The 16,712-nt window shown below is 72.4% G+C and carries 16 protein-coding genes; 5 read left to right on the top strand and 11 right to left on the bottom strand.

Going from position 1 to position 16,712, the window contains the following annotated elements; all coding sequences use genetic code 11:
- Together EI169_RS07645 and EI169_RS07640 are read right to left on the bottom strand one after the other, a co-directional pair.
- Positions 1-1,989 carry a S9 family peptidase gene (locus tag EI169_RS07645; RefSeq protein WP_125131804.1) on the bottom strand — a complete coding sequence of 663 codons (1,989 nt, stop codon included), beginning with the start codon at positions 1,987-1,989 and terminating at the stop codon, positions 1-3.
- Between the two features lie 3 nt (positions 1,990-1,992).
- Positions 1,993-2,757: an SDR family oxidoreductase gene (locus EI169_RS07640; protein WP_125131803.1), complete on the bottom strand. Its 765-nt coding sequence runs from the start codon at positions 2,755-2,757 to the stop codon at positions 1,993-1,995.
- Between the two features lie 128 nt (positions 2,758-2,885).
- Here EI169_RS07640 and EI169_RS07635 point away from each other — a divergent pair, with 128 nt between their 5' ends.
- The 4 genes from EI169_RS07635 to EI169_RS07620 all read left to right on the top strand — a co-directional run bounded on the left by EI169_RS07635 (position 2,886) and on the right by EI169_RS07620 (position 5,721).
- The gene (locus tag EI169_RS07635; RefSeq protein ID WP_125131802.1) at positions 2,886-3,359 is read left to right on the top strand and encodes an NfeD family protein; all 474 of its coding nucleotides are present in this window, start codon (positions 2,886-2,888) and stop codon (positions 3,357-3,359) included.
- A complete protein-coding gene (locus tag EI169_RS07630; RefSeq protein ID WP_240640708.1) occupies positions 3,356-4,453 on the top strand; it encodes an SPFH domain-containing protein in 1,098 nt (365 codons plus the stop codon). Before EI169_RS07635 ends, EI169_RS07630 begins: the two co-directional genes overlap by 4 nt.
- Positions 4,450-5,244: a glycerophosphodiester phosphodiesterase family protein gene (locus EI169_RS07625; protein WP_125131801.1), complete on the top strand. Its 795-nt coding sequence runs from the start codon at positions 4,450-4,452 to the stop codon at positions 5,242-5,244. The genes EI169_RS07630 and EI169_RS07625 overlap by 4 nt, the downstream gene beginning before the upstream one ends.
- A gap of 93 nt (positions 5,245-5,337) precedes the next feature.
- Entirely contained in the window at positions 5,338-5,721 is a 384-nt protein-coding gene (locus EI169_RS07620; RefSeq protein WP_125131800.1) for an RNA polymerase-binding protein RbpA, read from the top strand.
- 84 nt (positions 5,722-5,805) lie between these two features.
- Here the strand turns inward: EI169_RS07620 and lnt are convergent, their stop codons facing one another.
- The 9 genes from lnt to EI169_RS07575 form a co-directional block, all read right to left on the bottom strand.
- Positions 5,806-7,314: an apolipoprotein N-acyltransferase gene (lnt, locus tag EI169_RS07615; protein ID WP_125133372.1), complete on the bottom strand. Its 1,509-nt coding sequence runs from the start codon at positions 7,312-7,314 to the stop codon at positions 5,806-5,808.
- A 116-nt stretch (positions 7,315-7,430) separates the two neighbouring features.
- Positions 7,431-9,917, bottom strand: a complete 2,487-nt coding sequence (locus tag EI169_RS07610; protein WP_125131799.1) for a DEAD/DEAH box helicase — start codon at positions 9,915-9,917, stop codon at positions 7,431-7,433.
- Positions 9,914-10,678 (bottom strand): twin-arginine translocase subunit TatC, encoded by a 765-nt coding sequence (gene tatC / locus EI169_RS07605; protein ID WP_125133371.1) that lies wholly within the window; start codon positions 10,676-10,678, stop codon positions 9,914-9,916. The genes EI169_RS07610 and tatC overlap by 4 nt, the downstream gene beginning before the upstream one ends.
- A 64-nt stretch (positions 10,679-10,742) precedes the next feature.
- Positions 10,743-11,015: a twin-arginine translocase TatA/TatE family subunit gene (gene tatA, locus EI169_RS07600; protein WP_125131798.1), complete on the bottom strand. Its 273-nt coding sequence runs from the start codon at positions 11,013-11,015 to the stop codon at positions 10,743-10,745.
- Between the two features lie 92 nt (positions 11,016-11,107).
- Positions 11,108-12,082 carry a WYL domain-containing protein gene (locus tag EI169_RS07595; RefSeq protein WP_125131797.1) on the bottom strand — a complete coding sequence of 325 codons (975 nt, stop codon included), beginning with the start codon at positions 12,080-12,082 and terminating at the stop codon, positions 11,108-11,110.
- A complete protein-coding gene (locus EI169_RS07590; protein ID WP_125131796.1) occupies positions 12,079-13,083 on the bottom strand; it encodes a WYL domain-containing protein in 1,005 nt (334 codons plus the stop codon). The genes EI169_RS07595 and EI169_RS07590 overlap by 4 nt, the downstream gene beginning before the upstream one ends.
- A 47-nt stretch (positions 13,084-13,130) precedes the next feature.
- Positions 13,131-14,048 (bottom strand): hypothetical protein, encoded by a 918-nt coding sequence (locus tag EI169_RS07585; protein ID WP_125131795.1) that lies wholly within the window; start codon positions 14,046-14,048, stop codon positions 13,131-13,133.
- A 9-nt stretch (positions 14,049-14,057) separates the two neighbouring features.
- Complete coding sequence (locus EI169_RS07580; protein WP_125131794.1) at positions 14,058-15,068, bottom strand: tRNA (adenine-N1)-methyltransferase; 1,011 nt, start codon at positions 15,066-15,068, stop codon at positions 14,058-14,060.
- Positions 15,065-15,751 (bottom strand): HAD family phosphatase, encoded by a 687-nt coding sequence (locus tag EI169_RS07575; protein WP_125131793.1) that lies wholly within the window; start codon positions 15,749-15,751, stop codon positions 15,065-15,067. The genes EI169_RS07580 and EI169_RS07575 overlap by 4 nt, the downstream gene beginning before the upstream one ends.
- Before the next feature lie 84 nt (positions 15,752-15,835).
- Between EI169_RS07575 and EI169_RS07570 the strand changes: the two genes are divergently transcribed.
- On the top strand, positions 15,836-16,702 hold the full coding sequence (locus EI169_RS07570; RefSeq protein WP_125131792.1) for a PAC2 family protein: 867 nt from the start codon (positions 15,836-15,838) through the stop codon (positions 16,700-16,702).
- Positions 16,703-16,712 lie beyond the last annotated feature (10 nt).

Below are 16,712 nucleotides of genomic sequence, written 5' to 3'. Positions count from 1 at the left end.
TCAGCCGGTCGGAAGCCTCCGGCGCCACCAGTCCAGCACCGCGTCGAACCGCTCGACGCGGTGCCGCGGCTGGCCCCCGCGCGTGAGCTCGTGGTTCTCACCGGGGAAGATCAGCATCTCCGCCTCGGTGCCCTGACGCTTCAGCGCGGAGTAGTAGCGCGTCGCCTGCTCCAGCGGGCACCGGAAGTCGAGTTCGGAGTGGATCACGAACGTGGGTGTGCGCACCCGACCCACGACCGCCATGGGGCTCTGCGCGCGGATGCGCTCCGGATCGGTGCCGACGTACTCATCGCCGAAGAAGGAGCCGATGTCGCTCGTGCCCTGGAACGACACGGGGTCGAGGAAGCCGCGTTCGACGATGGCGCCGGCGAAGCGGTGGTCGTGCGCGATGATCCATGCCGTGAGGTAGCCGCCGTACGACCCGCCCATGACGCCGACGCGGCCGCCGTCGAGCCGCGGGTCCGCCGCGATCGCGCCGTCCAGGAGCGACAGGACGTCCTCCGAGTCGACGGTGCCCATCGCCCCGCGGATGGCGCGTCCGTGCGCCCGGCCGTATCCCGCACTGCCGCGGGGGTTGCCGTAGACGACCGCGTACCCCGCGTCGACGAGCACCTGCGTCTCGTCGAACACGTGGATGCCGTACGAGGCATACGGGCCGCCGTGGATCTGGAGGATCACCGGGAACGGACCGTCGCCCTCCGGGGTCGCGATCCAGCCGTGCACGGCATAGCCGTCGCGGCCGTCGACGACGATCTCGCGCGGCTGGGAGACACCGGCGGAGCGGATCGCGGCCCCGAAGTCCGTCAGGAGGCGCAGCGCGCCACCCTCGACCACACCGAGCTCGCCGAACGCGTCAGTCGTGGAGACGGCGACGACGACGCGGCCGCCTCCCGTGCCGACACCCGTGACCTCGACGTCGCCGCCGAGCACCTCGGATGCAGCGTCCTCGCGCGACACGCGCAGCAGCCGGACGCGCCCCCGGGTGCGATCCTGCACGAGTGCGTCGGCGCCGTCGAAGGTGATCGCGCTGCCGACCTCGCCGAGATCGACCGTCTCGGGGTCGGTCAGCACGCGCGGTCCACCGTCCTCCACCACGTACAGCGCCACCCCGGGTGCGACGAAGTCGACGCCTGATGCACCGACGTCGTTCGCCAGCACGAACACTGTGCCGTCGTCGGCGACGGCGACATCCGACAGCGACAGATCGGCGTCGATCCCGAGCACCTCGCGCGTGCCCGATCCGTCTGTGGCGATCGCGACCAGCCGGTTGCGCAGATCGCGGCGTGCGGACTCGATGTCGTCGGGCACCGAGAGCACGTCGCGTCCGTCGGCCGACCACACGACGCCGCTCCAGCTCGTCGTGCCCTCGGTCAGGGCGAGCGCCTCGGCGGGCACGACGCGCCGCGACGGCGCCTCCTCCCCCTCCGCGCGCACGCGCGGCGCGGGCTCGTACGACGGCTCGGCGAACACGTCGGGAGCGTCGACGACGAACACCTGCGCGGGGCGGTCGGCGATGTAACCGAGGCCGTTCGCGTGCCAGCGGACCCCGTCGACCCGGCGCGGCGACTCCGCCGCGGCCTCGAGTCCGTCGACCGAGCCGTACCGGCCGGGCTCCGGGACGCGCGCGGTGAACGCGAGCCTCGCACCGTCGGGCGACCACGCGAACGCCTCCACGCCGAGCGGCGCGTCCGTCACCTGCACCGCCTCCCCGCCGTCGAGGGGCAGGACGAACACCTGCCGCCGCCCCTTGCCGTCGGCCCGCAGGAACGCGACGCGCGCGTCATCCGGATGCAGCTGCGGCGCCGCATCCGCGACACCGGCGGTGAGCCGGCGCACCGCGCCGGAGACCAGATCGGCGCGCCACAGCTGTCCGACGTTGCGGTTGGCCGCGATGTCGGGGCGTGAGGTCGCGAAGACGGCGAACGCGCCGTCCCGTGCGACCGCCGGCCGGCCGACGCCGATGAGCTGCTCGATATCCGCAGCGCGCACGGGTCAGGCCTCGCCGAACGACGACGTGTCGCCGACGAGCCGGGTGTGGTCGGCGGGAACCGGGTCGATCGCAGCCCGCGCGACCTCGGCGGCGAACTCCGACACGTTGTAGAGCCGGCCGGCCGACTCGCGGCGCGACGCGATGGCGCCCGGGTTGGAGCGCTCGAGCAGCGTCGCCGTGATCGTGCCCTCGATCATGTCGCCCGAGACGACGACGAACCCGATGCCGCGTTCTTGGAGCTGCGGGATCATCTCGCGCAGGGCGTCCTCGCCCGCACGCTTGGAGAGGGCGACGGGCTCGTACTCCGGCATGGTCGGCGTGCTGCGGATGAAGTGCGCCTGATGGCTCGTGACGAACACGACGCGGGCGCCCGAACCCAGCAGCGGGAGGGCGGTCGTCAGCACGCGCACCTGCGCGTCGCGGTTCAGCTGCAGCGCGTAGTCCTCGGCCATGCCGGCCTCCATGCCGCCCGACGCGTTCAGCACCAGCACGTCGAGGCCGCCGAAGGCGCGCTCGACCTCGCTGAACATCGCCTGCACCGAGGTCTCGTCGGTGAGGTCGGCGCCGACGACCAGCACCTCGACGCCCAGGCTGCGCAGCTCCGTCGCGAGCTTCTCGGCGCGCGGCGCCTTGTTGCGGTAGTTGATGACGACGTTGGCGCCGGCCTCCGCGAGGTAGCGCACCGTGTCGGCGCCGATGCCGCGGGAGGATCCGGTCACGAGCGCGGTCTTGCCGCGGAGGGAGTCGGGCGGGAGGATCTGGGACACGGGCTCTCCTGGGTTCTGCGAGACGGAGCCGCATCGCCCACGCGGGGGGCGCGCGGCCTCTCCGACCCTACCAATCCGGCCCTCCGGCGCCGGCCGCATGTTAGTTTCGACGCACAAGGAGGCGCACGATGGAGCTACTCCAGATCGTCGAGCAGTGGGCGTGGATCGGCTGGCTCGTCCTCATGCTGGTGTTCCTCGTGATCGAGATGCTCACCCTCGATCTGACGTTCCTGATGCTCTCGATCGGCGGTCTCGCCGGTCTCGGCTCCGACCTTCTCGGCGCACCGCTGTGGCTTCAGGTCATCCTCGCCGCCGCGGTCGCCGCGGTCCTGCTGCTGACCCTTCGCCCGCCGCTGCTTCGCCGACTGCATCGCGCGTCCGACACGAGTCCGTCCAACATCGAGGCGCTGCTCGGCATCGAGGGCCGCGTCGTGTCCACCGTGTCGGGCGTCGGCGGGCAGGTGAAGCTCGCGAACGGCGACGTCTGGACCGCGCGCACCGAGGCGGACGGAGAACTCGAACCGGGGTCCGCGATCCGCGTGGCCCGCATCGACGGGGCGACCGCCGTGGTACGCCCCCGCCCCGAGGGAGGCGCCGAATGAGCGCGACCGATGTCGTCCCGGCCCTGATCGGATGGGTGCTCGCCGCCGCCGTCCTGATCTTCGTGCTCGTGGTGATCTTCCGCAGCATCCGGATCATCCCGCAGGCCAACGCCGGCATCGTGGAGCGCCTCGGGCGCTATCACAAGACCCTCATGCCGGGCCTGAACCTCCTCGTGCCCTTCATCGACCGGCTGCGTCCGCTCATCGACATGCGCGAGCAGGTCGTGTCCTTCCCGCCGCAGCCGGTGATCACGGAGGACAACCTCGTCGTCTCGATCGACACGGTCGTGTACTTCCAGGTCACCGACGCGCGCGCCGCGACGTACGAGATCGCCAACTACCTCGGCGCCGTCGAGCAGTTGACCACAACGACCCTGCGCAACGTCGTCGGCGGTCTGAATCTCGAGGAGGCGCTGACCAGCCGCGATGAGATCAACGGCCAGCTGCGCGTCGTGCTCGACGAGGCGACCGGCAAGTGGGGCATCCGCGTCTCCCGCGTCGAGCTCAAGGCCATCGACCCGCCCGTGTCGATCCAGGACTCGATGGAGAAGCAGATGCGCGCCGAGCGCGACCGGCGTGCCGCGATCCTCACCGCCGAGGGCTCGAAACAGTCGCAGATCCTCGAGGCCGAGGGACGCCGGCAGGCGGAGATCCTGCGTGCGGAGGGCGACAAGCAGGCGGCGGTCCTGCGCGCGCAGGGCGAGTCCGAGGCCATCCAGATGGTGTTCCAGGCGATTCACGCCGGTGGCCCGGACGAGGGGCTCCTGGCTTACCAGTACCTGCAGACGCTCCCCAAGATCAGCGAGAGCCCGTCGAGCAAGCTGTGGATCATCCCGAGCGAGCTCACCGAGGCGCTCAAGGGCATCGGCGACGCGTTCGGCGGCCGCGCGGAGACGCCGCGCGCAGGACGCGTCCCGGCGACCCGCCCGCCGTCCTCCGGCATCGCGGACGAAGCAGTGGCGGCCGCCCGCCAGGCCGCATCGGATGCGGGCGACATCGCGGCGGAGGCGGCGTCGGGCGTTCCTGCCGGCCCCGGTGACGCCCCGGGCGTCGCGACGGATACCACGCCGCCCTCCCCCGACGCTCCTCGGTGACGCATCCGTATCTGAGCGGCCCCGGGCCGCGCGTGCTCGCCCATCGCGGCCTCGTCACCGATGACGCCGCGGCGCACGGCACGGTCGACAACTCCTTCGCCGCCGTGGCCGCGGCCCATGCGGCGGGGGCCGTGTACGTCGAGTCCGACTGCCACCTCACGAGCGACGGCGTCGTCGTGCTGTTCCACGACGACGACCTCGCCCGTGTCGCGGGCGACCCGCGCCGGGTGCGGGAGGTGCGCGCGCACGAGCTGGCGGAGGTGATGTCCGACCGCGGCGGTCTGATCACGCTCGAGCAGGCGCTCGAGACCTTCCCCGACGTGCGGTTCAACCTCGACGTGAAGGCGCCGGATGCGGCGGAGCCGGTCGGGCGGCTCGTCGCCGGCGACGCGCACCGCGTGCTCCTGACGAGCTTCTCCGACGAACGACGCCTCGCCGCCCTCGCGGCTGCGGAGAAGGCGGGTGCGGCGCACCGCCCGGCGACCTCGCCCGGGTCGGGGACGATCGCACGTGTGCTCGCGGCGCTCGCCCTCCGACGCCGTCGTGCCGTCGCGCGGCTGCTCGCCGACGTCGACGCGCTGCAGATCCCGGTACGTCACCGCGGCATCCCCGTGCTCTCGCACCGCCTCCTGGAGGCGGCCCATCGGGCGGCCGTGGAGGTGCACGTGTGGACGGTCAACGAGCCGAACGAGATGCGGCGGCTCCTCGACCACGGCGTCGACGGGCTCGTGACCGACCGCGCCGATGTCGCACTCGCCGTCGCGGCCGGTCCCGCGCGCGACGCCCGCTGAGCATCCTCTGTGAATGCGTGATGCGTCCGGTCCGTTCGGATGGATCGCCCAGGTGCCGGCGTTATACCTGAGGATCGACGAGAGGACCACACAATGGCAGACCGCAGTCTGCGTGGCGTTCGGCTCGGCGCCCAGAGCCTACAGAGCGAAGAGGGCGTCGTGTTCCACGACCGCGTTCAGCACACCTACACCTGCGCCACGTGCGGGCGCGATACCACCCTGACGTTCGCCGCCGACGCCGAGGTGCCGCAGAGCTGGGAGTGCCGCACGTGCGGCGCCGAGGCGCTGCTGCGGATCGGCGATGGCACCGCGACCGTCGACCACAGCGAGGACAAGGCCCCGCGCACGCACTGGGACATGCTGCTCGAGCGGCGCACGATCGCCGAGCTGGAGGAGCTCCTCGAGGAGCGCCTGGCCTACGTCCGTGCCCGTCGCGGAGCCGGCGAGGACGTCACGACGGAGAAGATCTCCGCCTGAGCGCCCCGCCGCCACAGACAACGACGCCGGTCCCCTCGGGGGCCGGCGTCTTCGTCTGCGACGCAGCGCTCAGACACGGTGTGATCAGGGCTCGCGGCGGAAGACCGCGACGCCCCCGAGCACCGCGAGGGCGAGCGCCGCACCCCAGCCGAGCACGAGCTGCACCGCGGGCCCGATCACGACCGCCGCGGTCAGGCCCGTGCGCAGGGGCACGGTTGTGGCCATGGCGCCCGCCGCGCCCGCCGGCAGCCCGTCGATGACCGAGCCGTCGGGGGCGATCACCTGGCTCGTGCCGACGGTGGAGATGTTGACGACCGCGCGTCCCGTCTCGATCGCGCGCATGCGGGCGAAGGCCAGCTGCTGCACGTTCTCATCCGTGCCGCGGAAGTCGGCGTTGTTGGTCTGGAAGGCGTAGAACTGCGCGCCGTCGCGCGCGCCGTCCCAGATCACGTCGTCGTAGATCACGTCGAAGCAGATCGCGAGCCCGACGCCCACGTCGCCGACGCGCACGAACGGCGCGTTCGTGCCCGGCGTGTACTCGCGCCCGATGAGACCGATGAGGTCGGGGGCGAGCATCTCGAAGAACGGCCGGTCGGGCACGTACTCGCCGAACGGCACCGGGTGGGTCTTGTCGTGCAGGGCCACCGCTCCGGTCCCCGGCTCCCACAGGAGCGACGTGTTGAACTCGTCGTCGCCCCGCTCGGTGGCGGCGTTGACAAGCAGCGGTGCGCCGATGCGCTGGGAGAGGGCGTCGAGCGTGCGCGCGGTCGCCGCGTTCGACAGCGGGTCCGAGTCGATCCCGCCCTCGGGCCACACCACGAGGTCGAGGTCGTCGGCGAACAGCGGCGCGGTGGCCGCGAGCTGCGCGTTCAGGATGTCGCCCCGCGCGCGTTCGTCGAAGTACCCGCTCGGCCCGTTGCCCTGCACGCTGCCCACGCGCATCTCCCCCGCCGCCGTCGTGGGAAACGCCGGCAGCGTCACGAGCACGACCACGGCGATACCGCCGGGCAGGAGCGTACGCAGATCGCGCCACGCCCCCACACGCGCCGCCTCGACGAGCGCCGCGCACGCGAAGACGATGAGAAACGTCAGGCCCGTCACGCCGACCCACGATGCGACGGAGGCGAGGGGGCTCTCGGACTGGCTCATACCGATCCGCCCCCAGGGGAAGCCTGTATAGGGGAACGACCCCATCACGAGCTCGCGCAGCGTCCAGGCCCCGGCCACGAGCACCGGCAGGAGCGTCAAGCGCGCCCAGCGCCCGGGCAGCACCCGCGGCAGCCAGCGGTAGGCGAACATGATCGGGATGCTGCCGACAGCCCACAGCACGCTCTCGAGCCCCGCGAGCGCCGCCCACGGCACCGGGCCGAGGTACCGCGTCGTCCACGCGACGTGGGTGAACCAGAACGCCGCCCCGAACACCAACCCGACCAGCAGCGCCCCGCCGACGCTGCGGCCCATGAGGGACACGAGCCCGAAGACGATCGCGACGAACGCGAGCGGCCACCAGCCGACATCGGGGAAGGACGCGTCCAGGAGCAGGCCGCCCACGAGCGCGGTGAGGACGGCCGCCCACAGCGGCAGCGCCCACATGCGGCGGGTCCGCGCCACGGCGCCCGAGGCTCGGGACGCTCGCGCGGATCGGGGCACGTCCCCCACCCTAGTGGCGCGACGCTGTGGGGCCGCTGAGCCCCGAGTGCGCGGCCCGGTCACACGCCGCTGTACGCGACGATCCCGCGTCGCACCCCGTCCAGCGCCGTCCGCGCGACCCCGGCGAGGGGCGCATCGGCCACGAGCGAGATCTGGTCGAGCAAATCGATCGTCTGCTTCGCCCACCGGACGAAGTCACCCGCGGCCATGTCGGCGTCCACGAGCACGCGGTCCAGCGCCGCACCCCGGGTCCACTGATGCATCGCGCTCGCGAGACTCGCCGAGAGCGGCTCGCTGCCGGGCAGGTGATGTTCCCGCTCGCGGTCGTCGAGCTCCTGCCACAGCGTCTGGGTCGCATCCAGCGCGGATCGGAACGCGCCGCGCGGCAGCCCGTGCTCGCCCGGGCCCTGGTCGTCGCGGCGCGGCTCGTACACGAGCGAGCACGCCATCGCGGCGAGCGAGGGCGCGTCGAGCGTGCGCCACAGCCCCAGGCGCAACGACTCGGCCACGAGCAGATCCCGCTCGCCGTAGATGCGGCGCATCGTGCGCCCGGCCGGGGTGAGGACGGTGCGGCCGTCGTCCTCGACGCGCACGTACTCGAGCTCGGTCAGCACGTCCACGACGCGGTCGAAGATGCGCGCGACGGTGCCGGTGCGCGTCTGGATCTGGTGCCGGATCTTGTCCGTGGAGCGCTTGAGCTTCCAGTAGCGCTCCGCCCAGCGGGCGTGCTGCTCGCGATCGGGGCACGAATGGCACGGATGCCGCTGCATCCGCCGCCGCAGCGACGCGATCTCGCGCTGCCGCTGCTCGCGCACGCCGCGGGACGCGGTGGCGTCGCGCCGGTTGAGCTTCTCGGCGTCGGAGAGCTCGCGGCGGATCGCGGAGTACTCGCGGAAGTCGCCGCGGTCGCACGTCATGGCCTCCTCGTAGCCCGCGAGCGAATCCTCGGCCTCGCGCACCTGGCGGGCGAGGCCGACGACGGCGCGGTCGGCCTGGAACTGGGCGAACGAGGACTCGAGGATCTCACGCGCCCGCGCGCGGCCGAACTGATCGATGAGGTTCACGGCCATGTTGTACGTCGGCCGGAAGCTCGAGTTCAGCGGGTAGGTGCGGCGGGAGGCCAGCGCGGCCACGGCCTGCGGGTCGAGGCCCTCCGTCCACTGGATGACCGCGTGCCCCTCGACGTCGATGCCGCGGCGGCCGGCACGACCGGTCAGCTGCGTGTACTCCCCCGACGTGATCGCGACGCGCGCCTCGCCGTTGAACTTCTCCAGTTTCTCGAGCACGACCGTGCGGGCGGGCATGTTGATCCCGAGCGCGAGTGTCTCGGTGGCGAACACGGCCTTCACGAGCTTGCGCTGGAAGAGCTCTTCGACAACCTCCTTGAAGGCCGGGAGGAGACCCGCGTGGTGCGCCGCGACGCCCCGCTCGAGGTTCTCGCGCCACTCCCAGAAGCCGAGGACGGCGAGGTCCTCGTCGCGGAGCGTCCGCGTGCGCTCCTCCACGATCTCGCGGATCTCCCGCCGCTCCTCGACCGATGTCAGGCGGATGTCGGCGCGGCGCACCTGCTGCACGGCGGCGTCGCATCCGGCCCGGCTGAAGATGAAGAAGATCGCGGGCAGGAGGTTGGCGCGGCGCAGCAGCTCGACGACATCGGGGCGGTCGAGACGCTCGATCCGCCGCACGTTCGCCGAGCGGACCGGGCGCTGCCCCCCGCGCGGGGGTCGGCGGCCGTGGGCGACGTCGCCCGCCTGCCGCGCCGAGCGCGCCGCCTGCACGCGCCGGTTGTTCTCGTACGTCGCCCCCGAGCCGGAGCGGATGCGCAGCAGCTCCTGGTTCACCTGTGCGGTGGCGATGCCGGCGCGGTCATCGAAGAGCGGGAGCAGGTCGCCGCGGACGAGCACGTGCTGCTCGAGCGGCACGGGGCGCACCTCCGACACGATGACCTCGGTGTCGCCGCGCACGGTGTCGAGCCAGTCGCCGAACTCCTCGGCGTTGGACACCGTCGCCGACAGCGACACGAGCCGCACCGCGCGCGGGAGGTGGATGATGATCTCCTCCCACACCGCGCCGCGGAAGCGGTCGGCGAGGTAGTGCACCTCGTCCATGACGACGTAGCGCAGGCCCCGGAGCGCTGACGAATCGGCGTAGAGCATGTTGCGGAGCACCTCGGTCGTCATGACGACGATGCGTGCCGATCCGTTGATGTTCGTGTCGCCGGTGAGCAGACCCACCTCGTCGGCGCCGTACACCTCCTGCAGCTCGCGGAACTTCTGGTTCGACAGCGCCTTGATCGGCGTCGTGTAGAACGCCTTGTCGCCGGGCTCCTGCATCGCGAGGTGGACGGCGAACTCCCCCACGATCGTCTTGCCGGCGCCGGTGGGCGCGGCCACCAAGACGCTGCGCCCCTCCTCGAGCGCCTGGCATCCGGCGATCTGGAAGTCGTCGAGCTCGAACCGCTGCATGCCCGCGAACAGCACCGTCTGCGGATGCCGCGACCGCTCCCCCGCGCGCGCGAAGCGCTCCGCCGGACTCGGCGTGCTCATGCGGCCGTTCCCGGCTCCTCGGCGAACAGGCGCTGCTCGCGCTTGCGGCGACGCCGATCGAAGAAGAGCGACACCAGCGCGGCGGCGAAGTACAGCACGACCATGATGCCCCCGAGCAGCAGCATCGAGGTGATGTCGGCGGCGGGCGTCGCCACCGCGGCGAAGATCGTCGACACGAGGATCGCCACGCGCCAGCCCTTGAGGATCGCCACGCCCGACGCGACGCCCGCGAGGTTCAGGGCGACGAGGAAGACGGGCAGCACGAACGCGACGCCGACGACCACGAGCAGCTTGAAGATGAAGTCGTAGTAGTAGTCGTACTTGAAGAAGAGCGCGCCCTGCTCGGGCACGAAGGTCGCCATGAGCTCGATGATGTGCGGCATGATCGCCCAGCCCACGAAGCAGCCCAGGAAGAACAGCGGGATCGCCGCCCCCAGGAAGCCCCACGTGTAACGGACCTCTTTGCGCGTGAGCCCCGGCATGACGAAGGCCCAGATCTGCCACATCCACACCGGCGCCGACAGGATGATGCCGATCGCGAAGGCGATCCGCATCCGCAGGTCGAAGCCGGACGTGATCGAGTCGAAGTTGAGCTTGGCGAAGTCGGTGCCGCGCTGCTCGGCGATGATCTGGATCGGCTGCGTGAGCAGCTGGATGACCGGGTCGGTGATGATGAACGCGATCACCATGCCCACGACGAGTGCGAGCACGGCGATGAGCAGTCGCCGACGGAGCTCGACGAGGTGCTGCGCGAGCGACATCCGCCGATCGCGGCGCGGGCTGTCGGGGCTGTCGACGCGGGGAGATCCGGTCGTGACCACGGACTTACTGCTGCGCGTCTGGCTTGCCGCCGGCGGCGGTGGAGGTCTCGTTGCGCACCGGTTCCGGCGCGGTCTCGGCGGCGGGAGCCGACGTCCCCGCGTCTTTGCCGGCGCCGTCCTCGGCCTTCATCGCCTTCATCTCGCCGCGGAAGATGCGCGTGGACTGCCCGATGCTCTTGGCGAGCGCCGGCAGCTTCGCCGCCCCGAACAGCAGCAGGATGACCGCGAGGATGAGGAGCAGGTGCGGCCACCCGAATGCGTTGCCGAAGATGCCCATGATGTCTCTCCTTATGCGCGGCGTGCTCCTCCAGTGTAACCCGCGGGGGTTCGCGAGGGCCGGAGCCGGGCCGCGGACGCGGCGCGCCGCCGTCAGTCCGCCGCGGCGCCGTACTGTTCGAGACCGGCCCGCGCCCACGCGGCGGTCGCCCGTCGGGCCGCGCCGGGGGCGAGCACCTCGACGAGGCCGCCGCGGCGCGCGGCGAGGCGCTTGAGGCTGTGCTCGTCGGCCACGCGCACAGTCGCCTCGCGCATCGCGCCCTTACCCTCGATGTCCGCGCGGTCGAGGTAGTCGCCGAGCAGCGGCGCGATGGCCGCGGTGAACCGGATGCGCACGTGCACGTCGTTCTCGCCGGGCTCGAACAGGTCGGGCACGGGCTCGGCGGCGTGGGCGACCGGGATGTCGGTCAGCACGGGGTCGCTCACCCGCTCCAGGTGGAACGTGCGCATCGCGCGGCGCAGGTGGCACCACCCCTGCAGATACCACTGCCCGCCGGTGATGTGCACCTTGACCGGGTCGACCGTGCGGGTCGTGGGCGCCGCATCCGGCGCCTGATAGGTGAAGGAGATGGCGACGCCGGCCCGCAGGGCCTCGTCGACGACATCGCGCACGCCGTCGACCGGGCCGGGTGCGACGATGACGTCGGCCGGCGTCGCCGACGCGCCGCCGCGCAGCTTCGTGAGCAGCCCCGACACGAGGTCGCTGTCGCCGATGCCGGGGACGCTGCGCACGAGCTGCAGGCCGGCCAGGAGCGCCGCAGCCTCGCGCGCCGTGAGCCGCGGTGCCCGCTCGAGCCCGACCGTGTTGGTGATCGAGATGATGTCGCGCTCGTCGAGGAGATCCCAGTCGATGTCGAACAGCTCGTGCGGGAGCTGCCAGAACCCGCCGTCGCCGGGCAGCCCGATCACGGTGAGCTTCTCGACCATCTCGCGCATCTGCGCGGGCGTGACGTCGAACTCGGCGGCCGCCTCGGCCACGGGGACCTCGCCCTTGCCGATGAGGTACGGCACGAGCTGCAGCATGAGCGCCGCCCGGTCGGTGGCGACGAGGGGGCGCTGCGCGTTCATCGCTCCCCCTCGATCGCATCGGCGTGGAGCTCGAGCGTCGCGCGCAGCCGGCGGACGACCTCGTCGCGGAGTGCGTCGGGCGCGACGACACGCACCTCGGGCCCGTAGGAGGCGAGCTCGTCGGCGAACACGTGCACGTCGACGTAGGGCACGCGCAGGCCGCGCTCGGAGGGCTCGGCGCGCCGCTGCAGGCGCAGCGCCGCCTCGGTGCCGGGGTGCACCTCGAGCTCGGCGATCTGATCGGCCGCGAGTCGACGGAGCCCTGCGAGCGCGGTCTCCCCCGCCCCGTCGCGCAGCGCCGGATCGAAGCGGTCGCGTGTGATCTGGACGTCGCCGACGATGCGGCTGAGAAGGAAGGTGCGGTCGGCGTCGATGTTCAGGTCGTAGCCGAACACGTGCCACCGCGCTTCGTAGTCGACGAGGGCGAGCGGACGGATGCGGCGCCGCCGCGGCGCCTCCGTTCCCGGGCGGAGGTACGGGAACTCCACGACGCGGCTCTGCTCGATCGCCTGCTGGAGCGGCGCGAAGGCCGGATCGCGCAGGTTGATGCGCGGGGCGTAGCCGATGATCGGCTCGTCGACGGCGATGCCGAGGGCCCGGATCTTGCGCAGTCCGCTGCGCGCCGCCGCCGACAGCGACTCGCTCCCCCACACGCCGCCGGCGAGGTTCAGCAGCGCGATCTCCGCCGGAGTGAACGTGATGTCCTCGGGCAGGGCGTACTCGGCGGTGGGCACGCGGTAACGCGCCTCCCGCAGGTCGTCGGGGTCGGCGTGGTCGCCGATCGTCTCGATCGGCACGCCGAGCCCTCGCAGGCTCTCCTTGTCGCGCTCGAACATCTTCTCGAGCGCGTCCTTCGACGCGCCTGCCTCGCCCTGCTCGCGGTAACCCGCGACCGAGGAGAGGATCGTGTCCTTCGTCAGCCCCTGCTCGGTCGCCATGAGCGCGACGACGAGGTTGACCAGACGCTCTTCGGGAGCGTTCCTGACGGCGGACGAGGGCACCCTGACATCCTACGGTCGCGGTGCCGTCACCGCCCGGCGCGGAGCGATCAGCCGTCGATGCCGAGCAGGTCGACGACGTAGACGCTCGCGGCACCGTCCTCGTCCCCGGGCACGACCACCAGCAGCTGCGAGCCGATCGTCTGCCCCTGCACGGCCGAGACGACCTCGGCGGGGAGGCTCTGGTCGGTCACGGCGACGGGTGCGCCGTCCCACGTCGTGTTCACGACCTTGCCGGTCTGCCACGAGACCTCGGTGTACGCCGCGCGCACGGTGTCGCCGTCGGCGACCTCAGCGCCGTCACCGCGTTCGAGCACCTGCACGACGGTGTCGGTGGGGGCCGTCGCCTCCGGCACGATGATGCCGGGGCGTCCGTCGGGAGCGCGGACGACGGTCGGGAGCCCGCGGCTCTCGTTGAAGACGGGCGCGCCCTCGGCCTTCGGCAGGTAGACCTTGCGCACGTCGACGACCGCGACGGCCGACTCGTCGTCGGCGAGCCCGAGCTGCGACGCCGCGCCCTCGGCGAGGTCGTCGGGCGCGAGGCCGATGACCAGGCGGCTCCCCTGCGTCACGCACTCGAGCGCGGTGGCGAGTCCCGGGAAGCCCTTGGTCCACTCCGACACCGGGAACGCCCGGCTCATGTCGCCGTTGTAGGGCGTCGCGATGATCGGCTCGCCGGTGCTGCCGCTGGAGATCGTGATGTCGAGCACGACGAGCTGGTTGTCGGCGGAGATCGCCGTGCCCTGACCGGGCTCGAGCACCTTGGACGCCGTCGAGGAGACCTTGAACGGCGTGGGGAGGTCGACCGTGGGTCGGGCGTCATCCGCGCCCGTGACGTCGACGCCGTCGAGCGCGCCCGACTGCTGCGTGGTCGGGTTGCACGAGGCATCCGGCGCGGCCGCCGTGCAGCCGACGAGACCGACGGCCACGAGGGCCGTCACGGCGAGGAGGGCGGGGGTTCTGCGCACCGGAACAGTTTAGACGGTGCTCTCCGGCGCGCCGTGACCGGCCCCACGCACGCCCTCGGCCGCGCGCTGGGCCTCCCGCACGCGCTTGCGCAGGTTCTTGTCGGTGATCTCGCGGTCGCCGACCGCGCCGGGGGTCCAGATCTCGACGTCCTCATCGGCGTAGCTCGGCTTCTTCAGCGCCCGCTTGCGCACGTCCGGCGGCACGGCGCCCGGGGCGAGCCGGCGCGCGGTGATGAGGAACCCGGTGTGCGCCACCATCCGGTGGTCGGGCCTCACCGCGAGGCCCTCGACGTGCCAGCCGCGCACCATCGTCTCGCTGGCCTCGGGCTCGGTGAACAGGCCGGTGCCGCGGATGTACTCCGCCACGCGGCTGAGCTGCGTCGCCGTCGCGACGTAGCAGAGCACGACCCCGCCGGGCGTGAGCGCGTCGCCGACGGCGTCGATGCACTCCCACGGCGCGAGCATGTCGAGCACGACGCGGTCGACGGATGCCGGCGGGACGGCGCCGGGCAGCTCCTCGACGAGATCGCCGACGACGAGCTGCCACGTCGCGGGAGCGGTGCCGAGGAACGTCTCCACGTTCGCGCGGGCGACGTCGGCGAACTCCTCGCGCCGCTCGAACGACACCAGCCGCCCGCTCGGGCCGATCGCGCGCAGCAGCCACAGGGCGAGGGCGCCCGATCCGACGCCGGCCTCGACGACCACGGCGCCCGAGAACACATCGGCCTGCGCGAGGATCTGCGCCGCGTCCTTCGGATACACGATCGCCGCGCCCCGCGGCATCGACATGACGAAGTCGCGCAGCAGCGGGCGCAGCGCGAGGTACTCGTGGCCGCCGCTGTTGACGACGACGCTGCCGTCGGGCTGGCCGACGAGCGCCTCGTGCCGCAGCACGCCGTGATGCGTGTGCAACTCGCCGCCCTCGCGGAGCGTGATGGTGTGCAGGCGCCCCTTGGGGCCGGTCAGCTGCACCCGGTCGCCGATGCGGAACGGGCCGCTGAGGTGGGGGGTCTCGCTCATCGGACGGCCTCCGTCGAAGCGGCGTGCGTGTCGAGGAGCGCGGCGAGGTCGTCGACGCCGCGCTCGGCGAGGGACGGCCACAGCTCGTGCGCGCCGGAGTCGTCGAGGGAGACCATGAGCGGCACGCCGAGGGTGACGGCGCCGCTCGCGACGGCTGCCCGCACGCCGTTCGGGGAGTCCTCGATCGCGACGCAGCGCTCGGGGGCGACACCCAGGAGGGTGCACGCCTTCAGGTAGGCGTCGGGGTGGGGCTTGGGGCGTTCGACGTCGTCGCCGGCGACGATCACGTCGAACGTGCCGGGCGCCATGAGCCCGGCGACGCGCTCGGCCATGCGCCGCACCGACATCGTCACGAGCGCGGTCTTCACGCCGCGCTCCTTGAGCTCGGCCAGCAGCTCCCGCGCGCCCGGGCGGAAGGGCACGCCCGTGGTCTCGAGGCTCGTGATCACCGTGTCGGTGAGGTGGTCGATGATCGCGGGCACCTCCATCCGCACGCCTGCGCCCTGAAGGATGCGTGCCGAGTCGGCGAGCCCGAGGCCCACGAGCTGCAGCGCCTGCTCGTGCGTCCACGTGCCGCCGAAGCTCTCCACCAGCGGCGTCTCGGCGGCCATCCAATAGGGCTCGGTGTCGACGAGGGTGCCGTCCATGTCCCACAGGACGGCGGCGGGCGGGGGCGCAGTCATCCGTCCATCGTACGAGCGCGCCGGCCCCCGCCCGCGCCGATGCGCCTATCCTGGTGGGAACCCCGCCGGGGCAGAGGAGGTTGCGTGGACGCACTGGGTCGCCGGGTTCTGGTCACCGCCTTCGACGGCTGGAACGACGCGGGCGAGGCGGCTTCGGCCGCCGTGTCGCTGCTGCGCGCGAAGCGCTCCTACGTCCCGGTGTTCTCGGTCGATCCCGAGCTCTACTTCGACTACCAGTACACGCGCCCGCACATCGTCAGCGACGGCGAGGGCGGCCGCAGCCTCACGTGGCCCGAGGCCACCCTGCTGCGCCCCGAGAACCCGCCGCGCGGCACGCAGCTGTGGCTGCTCACCGGCGCCGAGCCCGCCCGTGCGTGGCAGGCGTTCGCGAACGAGCTCGTCGACGTGGCGCTGCGCGAGGACATCACCGGCATCGTCGCGCTCGGCTCGATGATGTCCGACGTGCCGCACACGCGTCCCATCTCGGTCTTCGCCGGCAGCGAGAACGAGCGTGTGCGCGTCGAACTCGGCCTCGAGCGCAGCTCGTACGAGGGCCCCGTGGGGATCCTGAGCGTCCTGTCGGCGGCGGCGGATGCGGCCGGCATCCCGTCGGCGAGCCTGTGGGCGAGCGTGCCGCACTACGTCGCGGGGCACACGCCCTCGCCCAAGGCGACCCTCGCCCTCCTCGACCGACTCGAGGACATCACCGGCGCGGAGGTGCCGCGCGGCGACCTCGCCACCGAGGCGATCGCGTGGGAGGCGTCGATCGACGCCGCCGCGGCCGACGACGAGGAGATGACGGAGTACATCCGCCAGCTCGAGCGCACGCGCGACACGTGGGACTCCCCCGAGGCCTCCGGCGACGCGATCGCGCAGGAGTTCGAGCGCTACCTCCGCCGCGGCGGCGACGGCCCCGGCAAGCCCGGCCGCGACGATCCGCCGCGCCGCTGAGGGCCGAAGC

Origin of the sequence: Microbacterium sp. 10M-3C3, from assembly GCF_003931875.1 — a bacterium.
Lineage (GTDB): Bacteria > Actinomycetota > Actinomycetes > Actinomycetales > Microbacteriaceae > Microbacterium.
This window is presented reverse-complemented; position numbering and strand designations above follow the sequence as displayed.

Coding starts and splice junctions, on each gene's coding strand:
- EI169_RS07620 (WP_125131800.1), top strand. CDS start 5,338: ATGGCAGACCGCAGTCTGCGTGGCGTTCGGCTCGGCGCCCAGAGCCTA.
- EI169_RS07580 (WP_125131794.1), bottom strand. CDS start 15,068: ATGAGCGAGACCCCCCACCTCAGCGGCCCGTTCCGCATCGGCGACCGG.
- lnt (WP_125133372.1), bottom strand. CDS start 7,314: ATGTGGGCGCTGCCGCTGTGGGCGGCCGTCCTCACCGCGCTCGTGGGC.
- tatA (WP_125131798.1), bottom strand. CDS start 11,015: ATGGGCATCTTCGGCAACGCATTCGGGTGGCCGCACCTGCTCCTCATC.
- EI169_RS07635 (WP_125131802.1), top strand. CDS start 2,886: ATGGAGCTACTCCAGATCGTCGAGCAGTGGGCGTGGATCGGCTGGCTC.
- EI169_RS07610 (WP_125131799.1), bottom strand. CDS start 9,917: ATGAGCACGCCGAGTCCGGCGGAGCGCTTCGCGCGCGCGGGGGAGCGG.
- tatC (WP_125133371.1), bottom strand. CDS start 10,678: ATGTCGCTCGCGCAGCACCTCGTCGAGCTCCGTCGGCGACTGCTCATC.
- EI169_RS07630 (WP_240640708.1), top strand. CDS start 3,356: ATGAGCGCGACCGATGTCGTCCCGGCCCTGATCGGATGGGTGCTCGCC.
- EI169_RS07575 (WP_125131793.1), bottom strand. CDS start 15,751: ATGACTGCGCCCCCGCCCGCCGCCGTCCTGTGGGACATGGACGGCACC.
- EI169_RS07595 (WP_125131797.1), bottom strand. CDS start 12,082: ATGAACGCGCAGCGCCCCCTCGTCGCCACCGACCGGGCGGCGCTCATG.